Origin of the sequence: Endozoicomonas sp. ALC013, from assembly GCF_049310205.1 — a bacterium.
GTDB lineage: Bacteria > Pseudomonadota > Gammaproteobacteria > Pseudomonadales > Endozoicomonadaceae > Endozoicomonas.
On record NZ_JBLYNS010000087.1, the window covers coordinates 1 to 22,044 of the forward strand.

Below are 22,044 nucleotides of genomic sequence, written 5' to 3' on the forward strand. Positions count from 1 at the left end.
GAGTCGTTTTCAATGATGGCCAGCCAGACTGGTTTGGCCATTGACGAAAGTTCGCTTATGCAAAAACCGTTCCGGCAGGAAAAGTGTCGCGCAGAAACACGATAAAGTCAGTTTTTGGGCATAAATGAAGGGATTTTCATTTGTTGAAACCTGGCTATGTTTTCAGCAAATTCTGGTGCGTCCTTATTAGCCATTGCCATCTCAAGGTCGAAAGCGTCAACTTTCAGATCATCACCAACGACACTGTTGAAGCTTTCTACTGCCTGGTTAAAGTTTGCTTTAGCCACATTAATGTCAGATTCAAACGCTATGTGAGTATTACTTCTATGACTCAGGTCCTGTAACTCATTTTTACACTTTTGCATCTGTTTCAGGGTATCGCAAAGGTTGGTGAATTTTTTCTCAGTGTCTGGATTTTTGAGGGCCAGATCTATTGGCTGCTCAACACTCTCTTTTCTCTCCGTGCTTGACATAAATGCAGGGATTTTCATTTGTTTATATTTCGCTGCGTCTTCAGCAAATTCTGGCGAGTGTTTATTTGCCATTGCCATCTCAAGGTCTGATGCGTCAATTTGTTTATCCGCACTGACGGATTTATTGAAGCTTTTGACCGCCGCTTTATAGTCTGCTTTAACCAGCTGAACTTCAAGACTGCACACTCGGAATTCTTCCGTACCGCGTGTCAGGTTTTGTAAGTCATTTTTATAAGATTGCATCCGCTCCAAGGTAGAGCAAAGGGTGTCAAAATTCCTTTTGATGGTGGCTGGATTGGCCTGCTTTGCTGGCTGCTCAACATTCTTGCCTCTTGCTGGTTTGTCACTGATGGTTGGGCCGTGTTGCTGTGTTGGCTTGTACTTTTGGGCGTGTCTGTCCCGGATGCTGGTTTTTTCGGGTGTTGACGAAAAACGGGATAACAGGGATGACAGGAATGACTTGAATGTATTTGTTGTTGTGACCTTAAACCCGCGAAAGTCTCCCTCTGATTTATTGGTTTCCGGAGTTTTAACGTCGTTGATTGTCGGTGTCAGGTTGACAGGTTGATGGCCGCCGCCGACTCCATGCATCGCAGTGTCTCCCCAGCACAATTAAGAAGATAGTGAAATATAGTCTATTTGTCGGCTTGTATGGCTAATGAATGAGTGCAAGCCAGAAGGTATCTTTGACGGAATGAATGTTCCCATAAAGGATGTTTCGAATCCCGTGTTTGCTAGGAGGCTGACCGAGAATAGACTGCCCTACGCGGCAACTGCTCCTGCGTTGCCCTAGCTCCTGCATCCATGCAGTCGTGCGGTGGCAGCAAATTGGCCTAAAAAGTCAGAAATTTTTAGCAAATAGAGCCACTATTCACTAAAAATTTCCGACTTTTTATCTTCAGTTTCTCGCAATCCTCGCTACGGACGCTTAAGTCCGACAGGCTCCTGGCGCTTAAGTAGATCAGTTTTCATTTTTTCAAACTTGGCTAAGTCTTTAGCAGATTCAGGCGAGCGTTTTTCCTCCGGCACCTGTAATGCGTCAATATCAATTTTCAGTTGAGGGCCCACCGTTTTATTGAATTTTTGCTGGGCACGGGTACCCTTTTGTTTGGCACCAGCCATGACATTTTGACATTCAGTGATCTGTGCCTTGACTTCCGTGTGTCGCGGGCCATTGACTGCCCCGGGAATCCTCAGAAGCCTGTCGTTAGTGCTATAAAGCTCTGACAGTTCTTCTTGTAACTGTTGTATTTTCTCCAATTCCTGGTTGATTTGAGAAAAGAGTTTCATGGACTTTGGGTTATTACTTGCCTTTTTCAAAGCCTGCTCAAAATCCTGGCTGATGTCTTTGATGCCGTCGTTATCCCTCTCATTAAACAAGGGGTGCAGGGCGGAGGCGAGCACGGTGATATTTCGTGAAGCAAGCTTGGCGTTGTCGGGGATTGATGAATAATTTGCAGAGAGAATATTTCTTACACCTTTAACAACGGTGACTTTGAGCTGGCCAAAAAAGCCTTTGTCAGTCTGGGCATTGCTGTCGTTTGCTGGTGCCAGATTGGCGAGCTGCTGAGTGCCTCCTACTCCATGCATGCGCTTATCTCCGCGATAATTATGAAAATTTTTCTATCGGCTGATTCCTGTCATTCATAAGCACCGCCAGAAGTCCTGAGGCCAGGATGCTTCTGGCGTGATTCCCTTATCACATGGTTTTCATTGCCTCCTGCATTTCGGTACGGATATTGCAGGACTTGGGCCCGAAGATCGCCTGCATATTATGGCCAACTACCACAACTGCGGTTGCGCCCAGTTGTTTTATCCGGTCAATATCGGCATTTTCTGTATTGTTAACGGTGACTCTAAGGCGGGTAATGCAGGCATCCAGGTGTTTAATATTGCCTTGACCGCCAAACGCATTAATCAGGTTAACGGCCAGCTCGCTGGATGGCCCGACATTGACTTCGCTGTCACTTTCATCTTCGCGCCCGGGCGTTTTCAAGTTAAGTGCCAGAATCAATACCCGGAAAATAACATAGTAAAGAACGGCATAGAGTGCCCCGAGAATAATGATCCAGACAGGTTTGGTGGCAATGCCGAAATAGAGCACATAGTCGATCAGGCCATTGGAAAAGGACATGGCCATCTTGATGTTCAGATAGTTGGTGATGGTGTAAGCCATGCCAGCCAGCAACGCGTGCATACCATAGAGCAGCGGAGCAACAAACAGGAAAGAAAATTCAATGGGCTCTGTGATGCCTGTCAGTAACGAGGTCAGTGCTGCAGAGATCATGATACCGCCAGCTTTTGCCCTGTTTTCCGGTTTTGCACAATGCCACATGGCAATGGCAGCAGCAGGCAAACCAAACATTTTGAACAGATAGCCGCCGGCCAGAAAACCGGCGGTTGGGTCTCCGGCAAAGAAGCGGGCAATATCGCCATTAAATACCGTACCGGACTCGTCAATAAATTCACCCATTTCCATATGGAAAGGCACGTTCCAGATGTGGTGCAGGCCAAAAGGGATGAGTAGCCTTTCGACAAAACCGTAAACAAACCCTGCCGCCTCCGGGTTTTCATTCACTGACCAATGGGAAAAGTTATTGATAACGGATTGGACTGGAGGCCAGATAAAGCTCAGCAGAATACCAAGGAAAATGGCACCAATGCCGGTAGCAATGGGGACAAACCGTTTACCGGCAAAGAAACCAAGATACTCCGGTAACTGAATTTTGTAGTATCGGTTAAACATCACTGAAGCCAGTATCCCGACAATGATGCCACCAAAGACGCCGGTATCAATGGTACTAATGCCCATCACCGATGAGGGTTCAAAGCCCAGTTGATTGGCCATGATACCCATGGTGCCGAGCATAATGACAAAGCCAACGACAGCAGCTACTGAAGAAACACCGTCGTTTCCCGCCAGCCCTATGGCCGTACCAATGGCAAAAATCAGCGGCAGATTGCTGAATACGGCACCGCCGGCATTGGCCATAATGCTGGAAATCAGGTCCGGTATGAACGAAAACCCTGCACTGCCCACGCCCAGAAGAATCCCGGCTACGGGCAGTACGGCAACTGGCAGCATTAATGCTTTACCAATTTTTTGCAGCGTACCGAAAGTACTTTTGATCATGAGGGTGGCTCCGGAAAGGGATTAACCGGTCAGACCGCTTCTTGGATAGTAACCGGTCAACTGCAACACCTGCCCGTTATAAATGGCGACGGAGTACAGATACCCTGCTGCAATCAGATTGAGTCAGTCTCGGTTAGTGTTGGAGGAGAAATACAATAGTCCATAAGAATAGACCAACTGGATGCTTTACTAAGGAGCTTGTCAGATTCTGTTGGTTCGTAGATGAAGCCATTAATGGCTCGGTAGGTATATCTCGAAATAACTTGATCTGGATCAAGTGATCGCGTGCGGCTTTTACGTATAATTCAAAGCGTGCACTGGATCAACGAGAGCAGGTCAAACAACAAGAAATGCCCAGCTCCGGGTCTGGGTAGTCAACACCACAGCATGGAAATTAGAATAGAAGCGGGAGCATCAGGGTGGCAGTCAATAAAGCTCAGGTTTGAGGGGACCTGGGCTTTTTTTTATCTTTTCAGAAAATGTTACGATTACTAACGGATGTGAGTATTATTAATCAAACGTAGTTTCCCTGCCCCTGCTGGCAATAAGCCAGGGCGCAATTGGGGCTGAGCAATGGAGCTGATGGATTCATGCAATATCTGATTACCGGTGGTACCGGGTTTATTGGGCGCCGACTGGTTCATCGTCTGCTTAATGAAGGGCATCAGGTGGTCGTGTTGAGTCGTCAACCGGCTAAAGAAGTTCGTCTGCAACTATCAACCCGGGTAAAGCCTGTTTCCTCGCTATCCGCTGTTAATCCAGCCTCGTATTTTGATGCGGTGATTAATCTTGCCGGGGAGGGCATTCTCGATAAAAGATGGAGCCAGGCTCGCAAAAAGACCCTGCTGGATAGCCGCATTGGGGTAACGTCAGAGCTGGTGGACCTGATTGAGCGGATGGAAAATAAACCGGGCTGTTTCATCAGTGCTTCTGCAATCGGATATTATGGCTTCTCCCGTCCCGGCGAGGAGCTGGATGAGTCCGCAGAAGTGGGCAGTGACTTCGCGGCAACCCTTTGTGATCGCTGGGAACAGGTGGCCAGGCGCGTTGAGACGTTGGGGGTTCGCACCTGTATCGTCAGAATCGGTGTGGTGTTGCACCCCAGTGGCGGAGCGTTGCAGAAGATGCTACCTGTTTTCCGTCTGGGGCTGGGGGGGCCAATTGGCAATGGCCGACAGATCATGTCCTGGATACACATGGACGATATGCTCAATGCATTGCTCTATCTGGTAAACCACCCGGAAACAAAAGGGGTTTTTAATGCCGTTTCCCCGGAGATTCTGACCAACAAGGCATTTGCCAAAGAGCTTGGGCGTGCGGTTCGCCGACCGGCCATCTTGACCACGCCAGAAAGTGCTCTTGCGTTGATGCTTGGAGAGTCTGCACAGTTGCTAACGGAAGGGCAGGCGGTGACGCCCAGGCGACTTCAGGAAGCAGGCTTTACCTTCGCTTACCCCAATGCCAGAAAGGCTTTGGCATCACTGCTTGCTTACCTGCGATAAACGCTCCTCACTGGCCGGGGGCGTTTCTTATCCTGATCATTGCAGACCGTGTAAATAAATTAACGGTCTCAAAGATTTTTTTATTATAAGATTTCATAACTGATTATAGATATCTCAAGGCTGAGAACCATGACTCAGGCATTGGCCATCAAGAATTTAAAAAAAGTATACGACGACGGGTTTGTTGCTCTGAAAGGGGTTGACCTGGAGGTCGAGAAAGGCGACTTTTTTGCCTTGCTGGGTCCCAATGGTGCCGGTAAATCAACCACCATCGGCGTGATTTCATCAATGGTCCGAAAGTCTGCCGGGAGTGTCTCTGTCTTCGGCCATGACATTGAGCATGACCTGGTTCGGGCCAAGCGTTCCCTGGGGGTAGTGCCCCAGGAATTTAATTTTAACCAGTTTGAAAAAGTTGAAGACATCCTGGTCAGTCAGGCTGGCTATTATGGCCTTTCTGCCAGGCAGGCCAGACCCCGTATTGAGCACTACCTGAAAAAACTCGGCTTGTGGGATAAACGCTTTACCCAGTCCCGAATGCTGTCGGGCGGTATGAAGCGACGTTTGATGATTGCCAGGGCGTTGATCCATGAACCTGAATTACTGATTCTTGATGAACCCACCGCAGGCGTGGATATAGAGCTGCGTAGAAGTCTGTGGGAGTTTATCAAAGAGATCAACGACCAGGGCACTACGATTATTCTGACTACCCACTATCTGGAAGAGGCGGAGCAACTCTGTCGTAATATTGCCATCATCGATCAGGGGGAAATCGTGGAAAACACCAGCATGAAACGGCTGCTCAGCCTGTTGCAGAAGGAAAGCTTTGTCCTGGATTTGCGCCAGCCTATTGAACAGATACCGGTGTTTTCAGGCTATAAGGTGAACAAAATTGACAATAACTCCCTGGAAGTTGAAGTGGATAAGAATACGGGCGTGAACGATCTGTTCCGACAGCTGAGTGAACTTAAAATAGAAGTCGCCAGCATGCGAAATAAAAACAACCGACTGGAAGAGCTTTTTGTCAATATGACCAACGGTGCCTTGAAAGGTGAAAGTGCAACGGGAGGCGAAGCGTGATGTCAGGCTTGGAACATGGGGGAAGTCGGGGATTGCCAGAAAGGCCGCAACACAGTGAGTTTCGTTATCACTGGGTTGCCTTTGTCACCATCTTTGCCAAGGAAGTGCGGCGCTTTATGCGAATCTGGCCGCAAACTCTGTTACCACCGGCGATTTCCATGGTGCTCTATTTTGTTATTTTCGGGGCGGTGATTGGTTCGCGCATTGGTACCATGAGCGGCTTCAGTTATATGACTTACGTTTTGCCCGGGTTGATCATGATGTCGGTGATTACCAACAGCTTCAGTAACGTGGCCTCCAGTTTTTTCAGCAATAAATTTCAGCGAAGCATTGAAGAGGTGCTGATATCTCCCGTGCCCAACTGGATCATTCTGGCGGGTTATGTGCTGGGAGGGGTGGCCCGGGGTGTGATTACCGGGGCTATCGTCATGGGGTTGGGCCTGTTTTTTGTTGAGCTGGATATCCATGATGTGTTTGCAACTTTACTGGCCGTGGTCATGACCGCCACCCTGTTTGCCCTGGGAGGGTTTATCAATGGCATTTTTGCCAGAAAGTTTGACGATGTATCCATTATTCCGACCTTTGTATTGACGCCCATGACCTACCTTGGTGGTGTCTTTTACTCCATCGAAATCCTGCCCGAATTCTGGCAGAAAGTCTCTATGCTGAATCCGATTCTCTATCAGGTGAATACCTTTCGCTATGGACTTCTGGGGGAGGCAGGTGGTGTTGATACCCGCTTTGCTTTTGCGGTAATGTTGCTGGCGATATTGTTACTGGGTGCTTACAGCTTGCACCTGCTGAAAACGGGTCGAGGTCTGAGAAGTTGATGGTTGTTGGCAATGAATGATGTTCTGCATGCTTCACCGCTGGGTAAAAACAGCGACTACAAATCGGCATACGATCCTTCGCTGCTGTTTCCCATTGAGCGGCAAGACAAGCGTATAGAGCTGGGTATTGATCCGGATAATTTGCCGTTTTACGGTCGTGATCTCTGGTATGGCTATGAGCTTTCCTGGTTAAATCTTTCCGGAAAGCCCGTTGTCCGCGTTGCCCGGTTTGAGCTGCCCTGCAGCTCCCCCTGCCTGATTGAATCCAAGTCGTTCAAACTGTATCTCAACTCATTTAATCAATCCCGGTTTGCCAGTGCTGAACAGGTTGCAGACTGTATTGCCCGGGACCTTTCGGCAGCAGCCAAAGCACCGGTGGCAGTGCGGCTATATACCATCAATGAATTTGAGGCCCGTGCTTTTGATCCTGCGCCGGGAACCAATATTGATGAAGTTGATGTCATTGTGGATTGTTACCAGTATGACCCAACGCTCTTGGCCAGAAGCTCAACAGGTGATAAATCAGCGGCTGATAATGGGCTAGTCAGTGAGACGTTGAATACCCATTTGCTGAAATCCAACTGTCCGGTTACCGGTCAGCCTGATTGGGGAACGCTGGTGGTCAGTTATTGTGGTGAGCAGATTGATCATGCATCGCTACTGAAATATGTCTGTTCATTCAGGGACCACCAGGAGTTCCATGAACAGTGTGTTGAGCGAGCGTTTGTTGATCTGCAAAAACACTACAGGTTTACAGAGCTGACGATCTATGCCCAATATCTGCGGCGGGGTGGGCTGGATATTAACCCCTGGCGCAGTAAATCAGATAGCAAACCAGGGGCTCTGCGTTTGATTAGACAATAAGTCTCAATGATTTCTCATCAAGCACAATAAGCGGGAAGGCCGGTGTTTAATCGGTCTTGCTCTTGGTATGCTCGGTCAGATCCCGTAAATCGTCTAATATCTTTGATTTCTTTGTCTCATCGAGTGAAGACAGAATAACGTTTTGTTCAGCTTCCTTGTAAGCCTGCTGCTCAAGGTAACACCCCTCAAAACGCATTTTCAGTCTTTTTGCCATGTCAATTTCATTTCCGCGGACACAAAACGCAATGAGCGGATTGAGCAGGAACAATTTGTCACTGACCTCTCCGGGAAGGTGCCAAGCGTAAGATGCGATAAAATCCTTGAAATTTGAAATCTCGTAGGGTTCCATGAACCTGATTTCACGATGCTTTTTTGTCAAAATATCCTTAATGGTGTCTTTAATTATTTGTTTGCCAGCTGCCTCGGGAGCTGCCAGTTTCAGCAGTTTATCGACATCGTAAGAGCATTGGCGAGATTCTTTCATGAGGGCTTTGACAAGGTCCTTGTCGGTAAGGTGAACTCTGAATTTTTTTGAAATATCTATTGCTCTATCGAAATTAAGCCTGGTAAAACAGAGATTCATGAGGGAGTAAGCCAGCTTGGTATCCTTGATACCGTGATTGAAAAATTCCTCAAAAAAATTCACTATGTCTTCGTACTTTTCTTCGTCCAGTTTTAGTAGCCATTTAGCGTCTTGCAAACATTTTTCCAGCCCGTTAGCCAGAGTATTTTTGGCAAACTCCAGGGATTGGGCATCTTGCAGATTTGCCAGTTTCAGTATTGCTTTGCCATGGTCATAAAGGGAGTGTTCGCCAGGTTCAGCGTCTGGTCCATATTTCTCGATCAGTTTATCGAGAACTTTGCTACTTTCAGCGTCTGATGCGTATTTCTCGATCAGTTCATCGAGAGCTATGCTACGTTCAGCGTCTGAATTGCATTGCGGGAGCAGTATTTCGATAGTTTTGGCAGGTTCAGTGTAGGGTGCGTATTCCTGGACCAGTTCATCGAGAGCTATCCTGAGACGGTCTGCTTCAAGATTTGCAGTTGCTTTGCAGGTATCTTTAATATGACAGGCATGGTCGAAATCTTTCCGGTCGAAGAACAACTCAAGAGCTGAATTTGCCAGTGTACTATCATCATGGTCACAATCTGCCAGCAAACAGTCGATAAGCGCTTTAAGCTTATTGTACTCTTCCGGGTGCAAACTACGGATAGATGGTAAGTTATCCTGCAAGACTGTTTTCAGGATATCCCCGGCTTTTTGCGCAGCCTGTTCCGGGGATGACAGTTTCAGCGATGCCAATAATGATTGAACCCTTGCGGCATCTTTTGCTTCTACAGCTTCTTTAAGAGCTGACAGAGCCTCTTCCGGATCCATCAGAATTGCGGGCTGCGGATCGGTTGTTATGCCAGTTTCGGATTGTGTGCCTTTACCAGCAGGGCCGCCTTGATCAGAGGAAGAAATTTTTCTGTCGGCAAGGGCCGTATCTGTGCCGGTGCCGGTTTCCAGGAAGCCAATAGCGTGAAGTATTCTGGTAACGACAGCGCCAAAAAAGCTGCTTTCAGCCTTTTCTGGTTTTTCTATTGACTGGTCAGATGGTTCCTGCCCGTTTGAGCTGAGCGGTAGAGGTGATGGTTGGAGCTTTGCAGGTTGCATAACTGATTAAATACCTCGCCAAGGTTATTGTTGTCAGTACTCAATCAGACAATAAAAAAAGCAATTAGTTGCAAGCAGTCAAACAAAAGTCTCAGGTTTATCGTAAGCGCCAATAAAACCGCCGTCATAGCCAGCCCAAACTTTACGACTTATCCTTTAGATGCTTTCACTGTCCAAGGTAGCAGCCGCTCCCGTTTCTCAACCGTGTCGGCATAAGGCAGTTCTTTAAAATTGCCCTTTACCTTTTTGCCTGGCTTGGCCTCGCCTTTTTTGGCATCGATAAATTTACGTCTCACATGGTCAAAACACCCAAGCTGCGTTATGCCTTCCTGGCGGCAGACTGCAATCAGGTTGATCAGTTAGTTGCCGGGACAGACGCATCAACCAGTTAGCCATAGTCGTGCGGGTGACCGAACCACCGTAGCAGGCGAGGATTTTTTCCTGCCGGTATAGATGCAGGGCATCACAGAACCTGGCAACAATGATGTAGGCCAGCATGCAGGTTGTCACTGCTGACTTGGGAATAGGATGCCTGGGCAACTCAGCGGCTTTGGTGATTCGTCTTTCTGGTTGATTGTCGTCTTGCGACTCCGGGAATACCCCGCTTCTCCTGTAGGATCTCTTTTACTCTCACCCTGGCAGGGATGATGTCCAGCTCTTTCCAGGCTGTTGCCATGCAGCCGGGCCAGATTTTTTTGTGCAGGGATGTGCCCCTGCCTGGCGGCCTTCTCCAGCCAGGTCAGGGCCACGGTGTAGTTCTGCTCCGTCCCCAGGCCCTTCAGGTGCATACAGGCCAGCTGATATTGTGCAGCGGCAACGCCCTGGTCGGCAGACTTGCAAAACCAGAACAGGGCTTCGGCGTAGTTCTGCTCCCCCCCCAGACCCATCAGGTACAAATAGCCCAGGTTGTTTTGTGCACCGGCGTGTCCCTGATCAGCAGACTTGCGGTACCAGGCCAGGGCCTCAGTATAGCTCTGCTCCACCCCCAGACCGTGTTGGTGCATCCAACCCAGACTGTGTTGTGCACCTGCGTCTCCCTGGTCGGCGGCCTTGCGGGACCAGATCAGGGCTTCGGCATAATTCTGCTCTGTTCCCAGCCCCTTCAGAAACATCCGACCCAGCTGATATTGCGATGCGGTGTCTCCCTGGTTGGCAGCCTTGTCGTACCAGGTCAGGGCTTCGGTGTGGTTCTGCTCCGTCCCCAGACCCTGATAGTACAACCAGGCCAGGTTGCTTTGTGCGGCAGCGAGTCCCTGGTCAGCGGCTTTGCGGAACCAGGTCAGAGCCTCACCGTAGTTTTGCTCCACCCCCAGCCCCTTAAAGTACATCCAGCCCAGGATGTTTTGCGTGCTGGGGTCTCCCTTTTTGGCGGCCTTGCGGAACCAGATAAAGGCCTCGATGCAGTTTTGCTCGGTCTCCCGAGGTAACTCCCCGATGATCCAGCTCAGATTGTTGTGTGCGGCGACACTTCCCTGTTCGAGACTCTTACAAAACCAGGTCAGGGCTTTGGCGTAGCTCTTCCTTACCCCCAGGCCCTCTGCATACATCCAGCCCAGGTTGTTTTGCGCGGAACTGTATCCCTGGCAGGCGGCCTTGCGGAACCAGGTGAAAGCCTTGGCGTAGTTTTGCCCCACTCCCAGGCCCCTTAAGTACATAGAGCCCAGGTTGTTTTGTGCGTCGGGGTCCCCACGCTTGGTGGCCTTTTGGAACCAGTTCAGGGCCTCGGCGTAGTTCTGCTCCACCCCCAGACCAATCAGGTACATTAAGCCCAGGTTGTTTTGTGCTTTGGCATTCCCGTGGTCGGCGGCCTTGTAGAACCAGGTCAGGGCCTCGGCGAAGTTCTGCTCCACCCCCAGACCGTACAGGTACATCAAGCCCAGTCTGTTTTGCGCTACTTTATTGTTGGTGGTCAATCCCGCGCTGATCAGCAGTGCTGCTATTTCCCAACGTTGTTGCTTTAACGACAGGGTTAGCGGGTTTTTCCTATCCAGGAACGAGCGCTGACCGGGGTTGAACCCGGTTGCCAGAATATCTTCTACATCCCTGACCCGGTTACCCTCAATTGACTTGAACAGCTCCTTCCGCAGATTTACGGGCCAGGTCATTGAGGGAGTACTGCCCGTTATCAAGCGGCGGTCAATTGGACACCGTGGGGTTATTTTCACCCAGTTGCTTATGCATGCGTGGTGGTATTCATGAGTGCACGGCTGTAACCTTACGACCGTAGCCGTGTCTTTGATTCGGATCTTCCGGGCCAGGGCCGCTGCAGTTCGAGAGCATCTTGTACCAGGACTTTCCCTGATTTCATCCCAGCAGATTGCACAAGATTGACTGATACTGTTCATAACTTGTCAGACTTGTCTATCAACCAGAAGTTCCGTGAAAAAGCTCCATTCGAAAGAGTGCCGAAATTATTTCCTGATCTATTTCATGAGTAGCCAGCAGGACTACCGGTCTTTAAACTTCATCGCCACCGAGTTGATACAATATCGCAGACCGGTAGGTTCCGGCCCGTCCGGAAATACGTGGCCCAGGTGAGCACCGCAATTAGAACAAAGGACTTCAGTGCGCTCCATGCCAAGGCTGTTGTCTTCCTGCATGGTGATCGCATCGCTGTCGATGGTTTGGTAGAAACTGGGCCAACCACACCCGGCATCAAATTTCACCGATGAGTCAAACAGCTTTTGCTGGCAGCAGACACAGTGAAAAACACCATCTTTCTCAAAGAAGTTATATTCGCCGGTAAAAGGCTGCTCAGTCCCCTTTTCACGGCACACATAGTACTGTTCATCGGTAAGCGTTGCCCGCCACTGTTCATCTGATTTTTTCTCGGTCATCAAATACTGCCCTCTTATTCCACTTTCATCAGTCAACAGAGACTTTCCTAGGATAACCGCCCGGTTAAAAACTATCTACACTAGTGCAACTCTTGCAAGATCAATTCATAATGCCACACGGCAAGCCCAAAGAACCTGAAACCATCGGTAAGACATCCATGAAGGATATTGAAAAATCCACCAAACTCGACAATGTCTGTTACGACATTCGCGGCCCCGTTCTTCGTGAAGCCAAGCGGCTGGAAGAAGAGGGACATCGTGTCATTAAATTGAACACGGGCAATCCCGCGGCGTTTGGCTTTGATGCCCCCGATGAAATCACCCAGGACGTGATCCGCAATTTGCCGTTGTCGCAGGGTTACTGTGATTCCAAGGGCCTGTTTTCAGCCCGCAAGGCCATTATGCAGTACTGTCAACAGAAGAACTTCCCGCCCATTTCTGTTGAAGACATTATTATCGGTAACGGTGTCAGTGAGCTGGTGGTGATGACCATGCAGGCATTGCTGAACAATGGCGATGAGATGCTGATCCCGGCTCCGGACTACCCCTTGTGGACCGCCGCTGTGCATCTGTCCGGTGGCCGTGCCGTTCATTATCGTAAGGATGAGCAGTCAGACTGGTGTCCGGATATTGACGATATCCGCAGTAAAATTACCGCCAAAACCCGGGGGATTGTGGTTATCAATCCAAACAACCCGACTGGTGCGGTTTATCCGGACGACCTTCTGAAAGAGATCGTACAGCTGGCCAGAGAGCACGACCTGATCATATTCGCTGACGAAATATACGATAAAATCCTCTATGACGGGGTTGAGCACACGGCCCTGGCCTCGCTGGCGGACGACGTGCTTTGTATCAGTTTTAACGGCCTGTCCAAATCTTACCGGGTTGCCGGCTTTCGGGCGGGCTGGCTGGTGGTGTCCGGCCCGAAGCAAAATGCCAGAAGCTACCTTGAAGGCCTGGAAATGCTGGCCTCAATGCGCCTCTGTGCCAACGTACCTGCGCAACACGCCATTCAGACCGCATTGGGTGGTTACCAGAGTATTAATGACCTGATATTGCCCGGCGGCAGACTGCTTGAGCAGCGTAACCGGGCCTGGGAAATGCTGGATCAGATACCGGGCGTCAGCTGTACCAAGCCCAAAGGAGCCCTCTACCTGTTCCCCAGGCTCGACCCTGAACATCACAAGATCCATGATGATGAACAGCTGGTACTGGATTTTCTCCTTCAGGAAAAAGTACTGCTGGTCCAGGGCACTGCTTTCAACTGGCCTGAGCCTGACCATCTGCGCATCATTTCGCTCCCCAGGACAGAAGACCTGGAAACCGTAATGACCAAACTTGAACGGTTCCTCAGTCGATACCGGCAGTAATTAACACCGTTAACCCCCGGCTATGCCGGGGTGGCTCCCATAGGTTCAACATAAGTAGTTAACAGCTTAAAAGGGTTGAACTTTTATTATTTATTTTTGTCTACCAATTAAAAAACCAGTGTTCTGTTTAAAAGCCATTGTTCTATTTAATAACTGAGCTTGTCAGGGAAGAAATAAAAGTAATTACAATGGGATTATCATTGTGGATAACTTGCCTCCCACAACATCCAATACAGCACTCTCTGCGGATCCACCCAATAATGATTGCAGAAAAGCCGGGGCGTCATCACGTAAAACCGGGAAACTGGGTGGACGGCAAGTTCAATCTATAACACCTGCCCAAAAACACCAGCTTATTTTAAAAAGCATGATTGCTGAAATGGGTGCACTGAATAACTTCATGAAACATAATTTTCGCACGTATAATCCAGACGCTTCATTGGAACGAGGTGAGTTACTGCACGGTGTTGATACGGGACAACTGTTAAAGCATATGAACAAGTGTAAAGACTTGCACCAGGAGTGCGTCAAGGCAATGGCGACTTGTACAAATCTGGCAACTTTTGAACGCCTGATGAAATCCGCAGATTTTTATGAGGAATTCCAGGAAAATTTTTATAAAAAAATAAATGAAATCGCCGATGACATAAACCGTCAGATCGCTCAAGAGTTATACCGTGTGACCAGTGATAGCGATGATGATGGCGAATCAGTCAGCAAAAATACGACAGATGATATTGTTATAAACTTACCGGATAATATCGATCAGGCGAATAAAACCGAATCTGTCACTCTGCTGAAGAGAGTTCTTAAATGCTTTTCACTTTTTGTTGATCCAACAGCAAAATCACTGAAAAAAAACGAAAAATCCGAACAGAAACTATATTCCAAATGGTGTGAGTTGTTTGCCAGGTCACTGGCCAGGGTACTCGACCATGACCGGGAACTGGATTCTGAGATGTTGTGCTCAGTAAAGACAATCATGGCCGCGTTTGATAAACGCACTTATGGTCAGGATAATTCACTGCATTTACTGGCCGTCCTTAACCAGCTCAATAAGAAAGGTATCCTTAATCCGCAAACGTCGTTTACTGGTAAAGAGATATTTGCTGGTCATGTCATTAAAGCATGTATCGCGCAGTTGGATCATCTGAACAAAATCATTGATTCAAAGGCACAGGATGGCGAACCGCACCAAATGGAATTGCGCATAAAAGACAAGATTGTGAACCAGTTGAATGCGCTCAGGCCTTATTTTCCTGAGGGCGACCTGTATATTGAGTTTATCCTCAGACTGGTCGTTGATAAGGTTGACCACAACTGGTTTGCGCTGCTGTACGCCCTGGCCCGTTGTCCTTCTGAAGCGTTATCGGATCCGTGGCGTGAAAGATTTTCACAACGGCTGGCGCAATATCATCCCCAGGCCCAAATGATGCTTGATGCCCTGTTCACAGGCAACCATGGGCAGATACCCGAAGCCATAGCCCCTGACTACTACCCGGTGCTGTGGCTCAAGGCATTTATCCTGAACAAACAGGGTGAACACCGTCGTGCCTATGAAGCCATTATCCAGACGGAGAGCGGTTGTCGGCGGATGCCCGGGCAGAAGCAGCCTGATGTCCGCCTGCAACTGGAAATACTGCGCATAAGCCTGCGCAGTCAGCTACTGGCTACAGGACTCCCCGGGTTAAGCTTTGAACAGCTTAAGACCATGAAAGCACAGGCCGACAATCTGATTAGTCATCCCCAGGCCTATTGGACGCAGCACGAACATACCGTGCTTCAGCAATTACGAGGGGAATTGGCGGCACTGTTGCCACAGTATGCGCCAACTGTTACTGAGTCGGTGACACTGGCAGGCACCGGAACCGTCGAAGAGCCTCCCGAAGAGCCGGATACTCTCAACACAGAGGCAGATGTTGTCATGCCAGCACTGCCCCGGAGCCGGAAAACCCTGGTAAAGGAACTGTGCAAAAAACTGAAGGCCGGGATCAGAATCTGGCAGGGCCGTAACCGACCAGAATCGCTGATGCCGGATGACTCATACCAGGTGATGGGGCCTTATGGAAAAACGCTGTCAGCAACGGAAACCATGCGAAAAGATCACTGGAACGGTGGCATTCGGCAATTGCTCACGGAGGTCAATGCCCATCGGGCCTATGGTGATATCATCAGCGAGCTGTCCTGCTACCAGAGAGTCCTTGCCGATCCGACCCGAAAGGGTACCATTGGCATTTATCGCCTGACACTGGAGTTGTCCTGGACCATTATGCGCTATGTTAACGGAGAATACGGGGCAGTAGGCCTGACGGACAGAGAAAAAGGAGAGTTGCTGGATATATCCTGGCAATCTCTGAAGCAATCCGTCTGCCTTGCCATGCGCAGGAACAGCCCATTGCCTGAGCAGGCATCGGACCAGGAACTGGTCGACACCGTCGTCCAATGGTTGCAGCTTCTGAAAGATCCCGAAGCAAAAAAAGAGATGGAATTTTTTATGCGCTGTGCCCTGGGCAGTACGGCTGGGCATATCCATGGCTTTCTGGCAGAAATATTTCCGAGGCAGAAACAACACTCAGACAGCGCCCGGTTTTTCTTTGAAGCGAAGACCCGACTTCAGCCGGACTATCAAAAACCGGTTTCTGAAGCAGGCCAGGATAGCCGCCATGACCTGATGCGAAAAAATCAGCAGCAGCGCTGGAGCCAAGGGCGTTAATAACGCTGTTGCCAACAAAAAAAAGGTGTAACCGGCAATTGTCAAAAGCCTTGAATCTCGCACAACAGGCAGAGATTTACTCTATAATTTCCCCGGGTTATGACGCAGTAAATATAAAATTCACAGGATTCATTGCTCATGAAAGGCACAACTGAAACCAGTAAGGAGCTTGCACAGCTTGCGTGTATCACCTGCCGTGGCACTAAATTTGAGACGGACACATTAACCAAAGTCGGGGCATACTTAGGATTGAAGGTTGGCGTAGGGACTTTTGTTTTAGAAAGAAATACCGTTTACATCGCGAAACAGATGGCGAAAGCAACCGGCCAACCATTCATCAGATCCATGTCGACGAGAGCCCCTGTTGTCATACCCGCAGTAGTAGTGGTCGGAGCAGCTTTGGGAAGGATGGCTCAGACCTTCGAAGACATTACCGGGAAGACGACTGTATCTGATTATGTAATTGCGAATTATGTTAATGGAAAAGCTGCTGTTGACTTGGACATTAACCTCTGAAAGTGTCAGCCTTTCAGCGTTTTTATGGATGATCTATGAACGACATACACATTGACGAATTTTACCAGGACTGCGTAAAAACGCTGGTTCAGCTTTATAATAGCTTCCCCCGCCTGACAACACTTTACGTTGACGATCTGATTACCAACGCCGGCACCGACGAGTACGGCATCCCTAACCGGCGCCACAAAGCCTGTTTTGATGCTATGCTCTGGCTGGCTTCAGAAGGCTATATTCGTTATCAGGATACGATCCGGCAAGACGCGCTGGATCAGGTGGTACTCACGGAAAAAAGCTTTTTACGCTTAAGTCTGCCCACCACTGCCCCGGATAATCCGGATAATAAAAAGAACGACCTGCCGCCGTCTGTTGCCCGGAAACAGGCGACAATGGCTTGGCATTGCCGACAGGCCCTTAACAATAAAGGCGGTGAAGCGATTGCCAGGGCTGCGCTGCAATTTTTTACCGAATAGTGAGCAGAATGGGGGCAGGTATCCGGCTCTTTTTCTGTCAGTACCATGTAAAAATAAAGCGCATTTTATAGACGCTCTTGAAAGGATAAATAGTCGCCTTTATATAAGTAGCTAACCATATGAAATCATATATTTCTGACTCCTTGTTCAGGCACTCTCGGCAACAGTTCCTGCGTTGCTCTAGCTCCTGCATCCATGCAGTCGTGCTTCGTTACAACTCCGGTCATATAGCTACGGCTATGCTCCCTCCGTTGTGCCTCGCATAGCACCTGCCCAAGTAGCCAGAAATATATGATTCCATATGGCCAGCTACTTTGCTGTTTAATGACAATGATGACGATGAGGTCACCTTAACTCATGAAGAGAATCCTGTTGTTTCTGGCCACAAACATGGCAGTCCTGTTGCTGGCCAGTATCACACTGAATATTCTCGGCGTCGGCAGTTATCTGAGCCACCAGGGGCTGAATATGGGTTCCCTGCTGGTATTCTGTGCTGTATTCGGTTTTGCCGGCTCTTTTGTCTCCCTGCTACTCTCCAAAACCATGGCCAAAATGAGCACAGGGACGCAGATTATTGAACAACCGCAAACAGCCCGGGAGCAGTGGCTGGTTGAGACGGTCAGGGAACTCTCTGAAAAGGCCAGCATCGGCATGCCGGAAGTGGGTATCTTCCACTCCCCGGAAGCCAATGCCTTTGCCACCGGGTGGAATAAAAATGCCGCGCTGGTTGCGGTTAGCGAAGGGCTGCTGGACCGCTTCAGCCCGAACGAAGCCCGTGCAGTTATTGGTCACGAAATTGGCCACGTTGCCAACGGCGATATGGTTACCCTGAGCCTGATCCAGGGGGTTGTGAACACCTTTGTCATGTTCTTTGCCCGGATTATCGGTTATGCCGTTGATTCCTTCCTGCGTCGTGATGATGAAGACGAAGGTGGCGTCGGTATGGGTTTTTACATAACCAGCTTTATCGCCGAGATTATTCTTGGTTTTCTGGCCAGTGCTATCGTTATGTGGTTCTCCCGTCAGCGGGAATTCAGGGCAGATGAAGCCGGTGCCGAACTGGCCAGCCGCAGAGATATGATTGCCGCACTGGAACGCCTGCGTGCCGAGTATGAAGCGCCGAGTGCCATGCCTGCAACCATGACTGCCTTTGGTATCCGCAGCGGTGATCGCAGTGGACTGGCAGCCCTGTTTACCAGTCACCCGCCGTTAGACCAGCGCATTGAAGCGCTACGCGCTCACCATTAAGTTCCCCCTTAAGGCCGGTAATCCCCGGCCTTTTTTAACCACTCAGTGCACAACAAAAAAAGGTTTTCCGTCGAACCGTTTGTGATCTTTAAATGTCAACCAGCGCCGGACAGATGAAAAGACAGGACTGAGAAAAACCGCTCCGGTCTATCAACAGCTGCTATTGACTGTTTATAATGGGGTTTTTCGTTAGAACCTTTCGATATGCAACTTTTGTCGCCAGAGCCAGTCTGGATCAATAACAATCAGTCACTTGAAGACTATTGCCAGCGATGGTCCAGGCTTGATGCCATCGCTCTGGATACTGAGTTTATTCGTACAGACACTTTCTACCCACAGCCAGGGCTGATTCAGGTGGGCACAGGCGCGGATGTTTTTCTGATCGATCCACTGGCCATTGATCAGTGGCAACCACTGGCCAGATTGTTTGAAGACAACTCGGTGGTTAAAGTCCTTCATGCCTGTAGTGAAGACCTGGAAGTGTTCAAGCTGTTAACCGATACCGTTCCCAGACCACTGTTTGATACCCAGCTGGCCGCAGCGTTTGCTAACCTGGGATTTTCCCTTGGTTATCAGGCCCTGCTCAGGCAAGTACTGAACATTGATCTGCCCAAGGATGAGACAAGGTCTAACTGGTGCCAGCGACCATTGACGGATGCCCAGATTCGCTATGCCAGCCTGGATGTTGCACATTTACTGGAGATTTATCAGCACCTGGAGCAGCTGTTGGTGCCAACGCCGAAAAAGGCCTGGCTGGAGGATGAGTGCCTGGCCATGACGTTGAATGTGCTGCCTTTTGATCCGGGAAATGCCTGGAAAGAGGTAAAACGAGGCTGGCAATTGCGCCCCCAACAATTGGCTGTACTAAAGGCACTCTGCCACTTTCGGGAAGTTGCCTCCCGCAGTCTGGATGTTCCTCGCAACCGGGTTATCCCCAAAGGCAGCCTCTGGCCACTGGCGAGGTTTCAGCCTAAAGCCATGAATGCCCTGCGGGAAATACCAGAAATGCGTGCCAGTATTATCCGCAACCATGGCGAGCAGATAGTGGATATTATCAGATCGGCCAGTCAGATTCCGGAAGCACAAAGGCCTGAAAAGCTGCCTCTGCCACTGCCAAAAAATGTCAGGGATTGGGGTAAGCAGATCAAAACACTGATGTCGCAACTGGCTGTTGAATTGCAGTTGCCTATGGAGCTGCTGATGCCGGGCAAATTAACCACACCACTGCTGCGCAGCTGGCTGGATCATGGTCGTTTTATGCTACCGGATACCCTCAAGGGCTGGCGTCGTGATATCATCGGCACCCCGCTGATTCAGCAGCTCAATCAATTAAGTCAACAGGAAAAAGGCCATTGAATGAAGTCTCTGGTGACCATCTATAAAAGCCCGAAAAGGGAAGGTATGTACCTGTACCTGAACAAGGGAGCTATATTGGAAAAGACCCTGCCAGAGGCATTATTGCAAGCCTTTGGCAAACCGGTGCATGTTTTTGACCTGTTGCTGACGCCGGAGAAAAAGCTGGCACGGGTAGAGACTGCCAGTGTCCTTCAGGGGATTTCCGATCATGGCTTCTATCTGCAAATGCCCCCCAAAGAGCAGGATGATTACCTGATCAAACTGCCGGATGAGTTTCTTTCATTTAACGACCCAACATGACCGCAAAACCTTTCTGGGAAACCAAAACCCTGGCAGAAATGACCGCCGATGAGTGGGAAAGCCTCTGTGATCGTTGTGGTCGCTGCTGCCTGCACAAACTGGAAGATGAAGATACGGATACGGTTTATTACACGTCAGTAGCCTGTAAACTGCTGGACACCGGCAGCTGTCAATGCCAAAACTACCCGAACCGTAAAGACATCGTGCCGGAATGTACAGTACTGACGCTGAAAGATGTTGAGCTGTTCCACTGGCTGCCCGAAACCTGCGCCTATCGGCTGATCAGCGAAAAGAAACCGCTGTTTGACTGGCATCCACTGTTATCCGGCTCCTGTGAATCTATCCATCAGGCCGGAATCTCGGTAAAAGGATGGGTACATTCAGAAAATGATATTGCAGAAGATGATCTTGAGGACTATATCATTCCCCACAATATGATTGGCTGAAGGATCAACAGCATTTAATACGACCTTCATCCAACATTCATACAATGAATCAGTCCGGTAACCTCCCTGAAATTTTGATCAAATGACAGGACGTTATTTATGTTTTGCTCAGTTAGCCATGCTCAAACAACAGCAATAATGACCTCTCCGGCATTTAGCTCAGTGCGTGTCCGGTGTGGCACTGTTGCCACCGTGTCAGGCCGTTGTATCAGCATGGTTGATGAGCCGAAAAGGCAGAGTTTTGAAAACGCCAGCCCTGGCACAGAACATTCACTGAAACATTGTGGGCTTGCAGCCAGACAGGTAGAAGGCAAGCCTGCACAGCCACCGCTTATGCTTGCCATTGAGGTGGCAGATGACACCTTGTCAGCATCATGTTGTCGTAAAGATAACTGCAAAGAAAACAGCGAATCCACGGTAGGCCAGGAGGGTGATACTCTGGGGCATAGAGAGCCCTCAGCTTATAGAGAGCCCCCCGTGTATGGGAAGCCTTCAGCACTGCAAAAGCCCGGTAAAAAAAACGATTGTTGTATTATTGACATCGAAGGCAGCACCAATAAATCACCGCTCCTGCTTGCAGAAGAGAACGCAGGCAATACGGCCAGCGAAACCATTAGTGCTATTGAAGGTGACTCTGCGCTCATCAGTCAGTTAAATGAACACGGTTTTGCCAGTGATATTTTTTCTGAAGTCCTGCAAACACTCAATCCCCAAAAAGTATATTCCCGATATGTCGTCCAGCATGATGACACACTGAAAAAGTTTGCCGCCAAAGTATTATGTAACGGGGCGGCAGGCACTATTTCTGCTGATGCACTGGACTATATAAGTCAGGCAAAAGGTGCAGCAGGTATTATCTCTGCCATGGTGGCTATTGGCATCGTTGATGGTCTTTATTCCTGTGGCAAGCATCTTCATGAGCATCGGCAACAGCCTGACAATATCCTGCGAATACTGGGTTATGGTACGTACAAATGTATCAGGCCAGTCATGAACCTGCTTCCTGAAACGTTTTGCCAATGTGTCAGAAAAGCCTATATCTATGGGTCTCTTTCCGGTGCCAGTGCAACCCTGCTGGCGGACTTCCTGTCGCACTTATCAAAGTTCGCCATGACAACCTCAGCGGCTTCCTTTATCACTGGGTACGCATGCCCCATACTGTTGCTGGTCCTTACCTCAGCAGGAGGGATGAGCGGAATAATATCCGCTTATGAAAATTATAAAAAAACATCGCCTGCTAGGAGCT

The 22,044-nt window shown here is 49.3% G+C and carries 20 protein-coding genes and 1 pseudogene; 13 read left to right on the forward strand and 8 right to left on the reverse strand.

All coding sequences use genetic code 11. The features are described from left to right. Positions 1-107: 107 nt before the first annotated feature. From ACO6V1_RS15350 to ptsG, 3 genes are all read right to left on the reverse strand, one after another. Complete coding sequence (locus ACO6V1_RS15350) at positions 108-716, reverse strand: hypothetical protein (protein WP_422467503.1); 609 nt, start codon at positions 714-716, stop codon at positions 108-110. Positions 717-1,391: 675 nt separating this feature from the next. Next, the gene (locus ACO6V1_RS15355; protein ID WP_422450281.1) at positions 1,392-2,063 is read right to left on the reverse strand and encodes a hypothetical protein; all 672 of its coding nucleotides are present in this window, start codon (positions 2,061-2,063) and stop codon (positions 1,392-1,394) included. Between the two features lie 109 nt (positions 2,064-2,172). Further along, the gene (gene ptsG, locus ACO6V1_RS15360) at positions 2,173-3,606 is read right to left on the reverse strand and encodes a PTS glucose transporter subunit IIBC (protein WP_422467505.1); all 1,434 of its coding nucleotides are present in this window, start codon (positions 3,604-3,606) and stop codon (positions 2,173-2,175) included. A 590-nt stretch (positions 3,607-4,196) separates the two neighbouring features. Between ptsG and ACO6V1_RS15365 the strand changes: the two genes are divergently transcribed. The 4 genes from ACO6V1_RS15365 to queF all read left to right on the forward strand — a co-directional run bounded on the left by ACO6V1_RS15365 (position 4,197) and on the right by queF (position 7,879). Continuing rightward, on the forward strand, positions 4,197-5,108 hold the full coding sequence (locus ACO6V1_RS15365; RefSeq protein ID WP_422461591.1) for a TIGR01777 family oxidoreductase: 912 nt from the start codon (positions 4,197-4,199) through the stop codon (positions 5,106-5,108). A 129-nt stretch (positions 5,109-5,237) separates the two neighbouring features. Then, the gene (locus ACO6V1_RS15370; RefSeq protein WP_422461593.1) at positions 5,238-6,185 is read left to right on the forward strand and encodes an ABC transporter ATP-binding protein; all 948 of its coding nucleotides are present in this window, start codon (positions 5,238-5,240) and stop codon (positions 6,183-6,185) included. Beyond that, positions 6,185-7,015, forward strand: coding sequence for an ABC transporter permease (locus ACO6V1_RS15375; protein ID WP_422450285.1), 831 nt, complete (start codon positions 6,185-6,187; stop codon positions 7,013-7,015). The genes ACO6V1_RS15370 and ACO6V1_RS15375 overlap by 1 nt, the downstream gene beginning before the upstream one ends. 12 nt (positions 7,016-7,027) lie before the next feature. Continuing rightward, positions 7,028-7,879: an NADPH-dependent 7-cyano-7-deazaguanine reductase QueF gene (gene queF / locus ACO6V1_RS15380; RefSeq protein ID WP_422450286.1), complete on the forward strand. Its 852-nt coding sequence runs from the start codon at positions 7,028-7,030 to the stop codon at positions 7,877-7,879. A gap of 46 nt (positions 7,880-7,925) precedes the next feature. Here the strand turns inward: queF and ACO6V1_RS15385 are convergent, their stop codons facing one another. The 5 genes and pseudogenes from ACO6V1_RS15385 to msrB form a co-directional block, all read right to left on the reverse strand. Beyond that, positions 7,926-9,536, reverse strand: a complete 1,611-nt coding sequence (locus ACO6V1_RS15385; protein ID WP_422467507.1) for a hypothetical protein — start codon at positions 9,534-9,536, stop codon at positions 7,926-7,928. Between the two features lie 300 nt (positions 9,537-9,836). Further along, positions 9,837-10,034 (reverse strand): IS66 family transposase, encoded by a 198-nt coding sequence (locus ACO6V1_RS15390; RefSeq protein WP_422450288.1) that lies wholly within the window; start codon positions 10,032-10,034, stop codon positions 9,837-9,839. 8 nt (positions 10,035-10,042) lie between these two features. After that, positions 10,043-11,641 carry a tetratricopeptide repeat protein gene (locus ACO6V1_RS15395; protein WP_422450561.1) on the reverse strand — a complete coding sequence of 533 codons (1,599 nt, stop codon included), beginning with the start codon at positions 11,639-11,641 and terminating at the stop codon, positions 10,043-10,045. A 39-nt stretch (positions 11,642-11,680) separates the two neighbouring features. Beyond that, positions 11,681-11,881: pseudogene (locus ACO6V1_RS15400) on the reverse strand (hypothetical protein); the annotation flags it as partial. A 102-nt stretch (positions 11,882-11,983) separates the two neighbouring features. Beyond that, positions 11,984-12,373, reverse strand: a complete 390-nt coding sequence (gene msrB / locus ACO6V1_RS15405) for a peptide-methionine (R)-S-oxide reductase MsrB (protein WP_209200597.1) — start codon at positions 12,371-12,373, stop codon at positions 11,984-11,986. A gap of 158 nt (positions 12,374-12,531) precedes the next feature. On the opposite strand from msrB, the gene ACO6V1_RS15410 reads away from it, so the two are divergent. The 9 genes from ACO6V1_RS15410 to ACO6V1_RS15450 all read left to right on the forward strand — a co-directional run. Next, a complete protein-coding gene (locus ACO6V1_RS15410) occupies positions 12,532-13,746 on the forward strand; it encodes a pyridoxal phosphate-dependent aminotransferase (protein WP_422450562.1) in 1,215 nt (404 codons plus the stop codon). 202 nt (positions 13,747-13,948) lie between these two features. Next, a complete protein-coding gene (locus tag ACO6V1_RS15415) occupies positions 13,949-16,459 on the forward strand; it encodes a hypothetical protein (RefSeq protein WP_422461599.1) in 2,511 nt (836 codons plus the stop codon). Between the two features lie 138 nt (positions 16,460-16,597). Further along, positions 16,598-16,975 (forward strand): hypothetical protein, encoded by a 378-nt coding sequence (locus tag ACO6V1_RS15420; protein WP_422450290.1) that lies wholly within the window; start codon positions 16,598-16,600, stop codon positions 16,973-16,975. Positions 16,976-17,010: 35 nt separating this feature from the next. Further along, a complete protein-coding gene (locus ACO6V1_RS15425; protein ID WP_422450291.1) occupies positions 17,011-17,448 on the forward strand; it encodes a hypothetical protein in 438 nt (145 codons plus the stop codon). A 357-nt stretch (positions 17,449-17,805) separates the two neighbouring features. Further along, positions 17,806-18,696 carry a protease HtpX gene (htpX, locus tag ACO6V1_RS15430; RefSeq protein ID WP_422450292.1) on the forward strand — a complete coding sequence of 297 codons (891 nt, stop codon included), beginning with the start codon at positions 17,806-17,808 and terminating at the stop codon, positions 18,694-18,696. 204 nt (positions 18,697-18,900) lie between these two features. Continuing rightward, positions 18,901-20,052 (forward strand): ribonuclease D, encoded by a 1,152-nt coding sequence (gene rnd / locus ACO6V1_RS15435; protein ID WP_422450293.1) that lies wholly within the window; start codon positions 18,901-18,903, stop codon positions 20,050-20,052. After that, a complete protein-coding gene (locus tag ACO6V1_RS15440) occupies positions 20,053-20,352 on the forward strand; it encodes a YcgL domain-containing protein (RefSeq protein ID WP_163369715.1) in 300 nt (99 codons plus the stop codon). Beyond that, entirely contained in the window at positions 20,349-20,798 is a 450-nt protein-coding gene (locus tag ACO6V1_RS15445) for a YcgN family cysteine cluster protein (protein WP_422450294.1), read from the forward strand. Before ACO6V1_RS15440 ends, ACO6V1_RS15445 begins: the two co-directional genes overlap by 4 nt. A 99-nt stretch (positions 20,799-20,897) precedes the next feature. Further along, a partial coding sequence (locus ACO6V1_RS15450) for a hypothetical protein (RefSeq protein WP_422467509.1) occupies positions 20,898-22,044 on the forward strand: 1,147 nt, incomplete at its 3' end.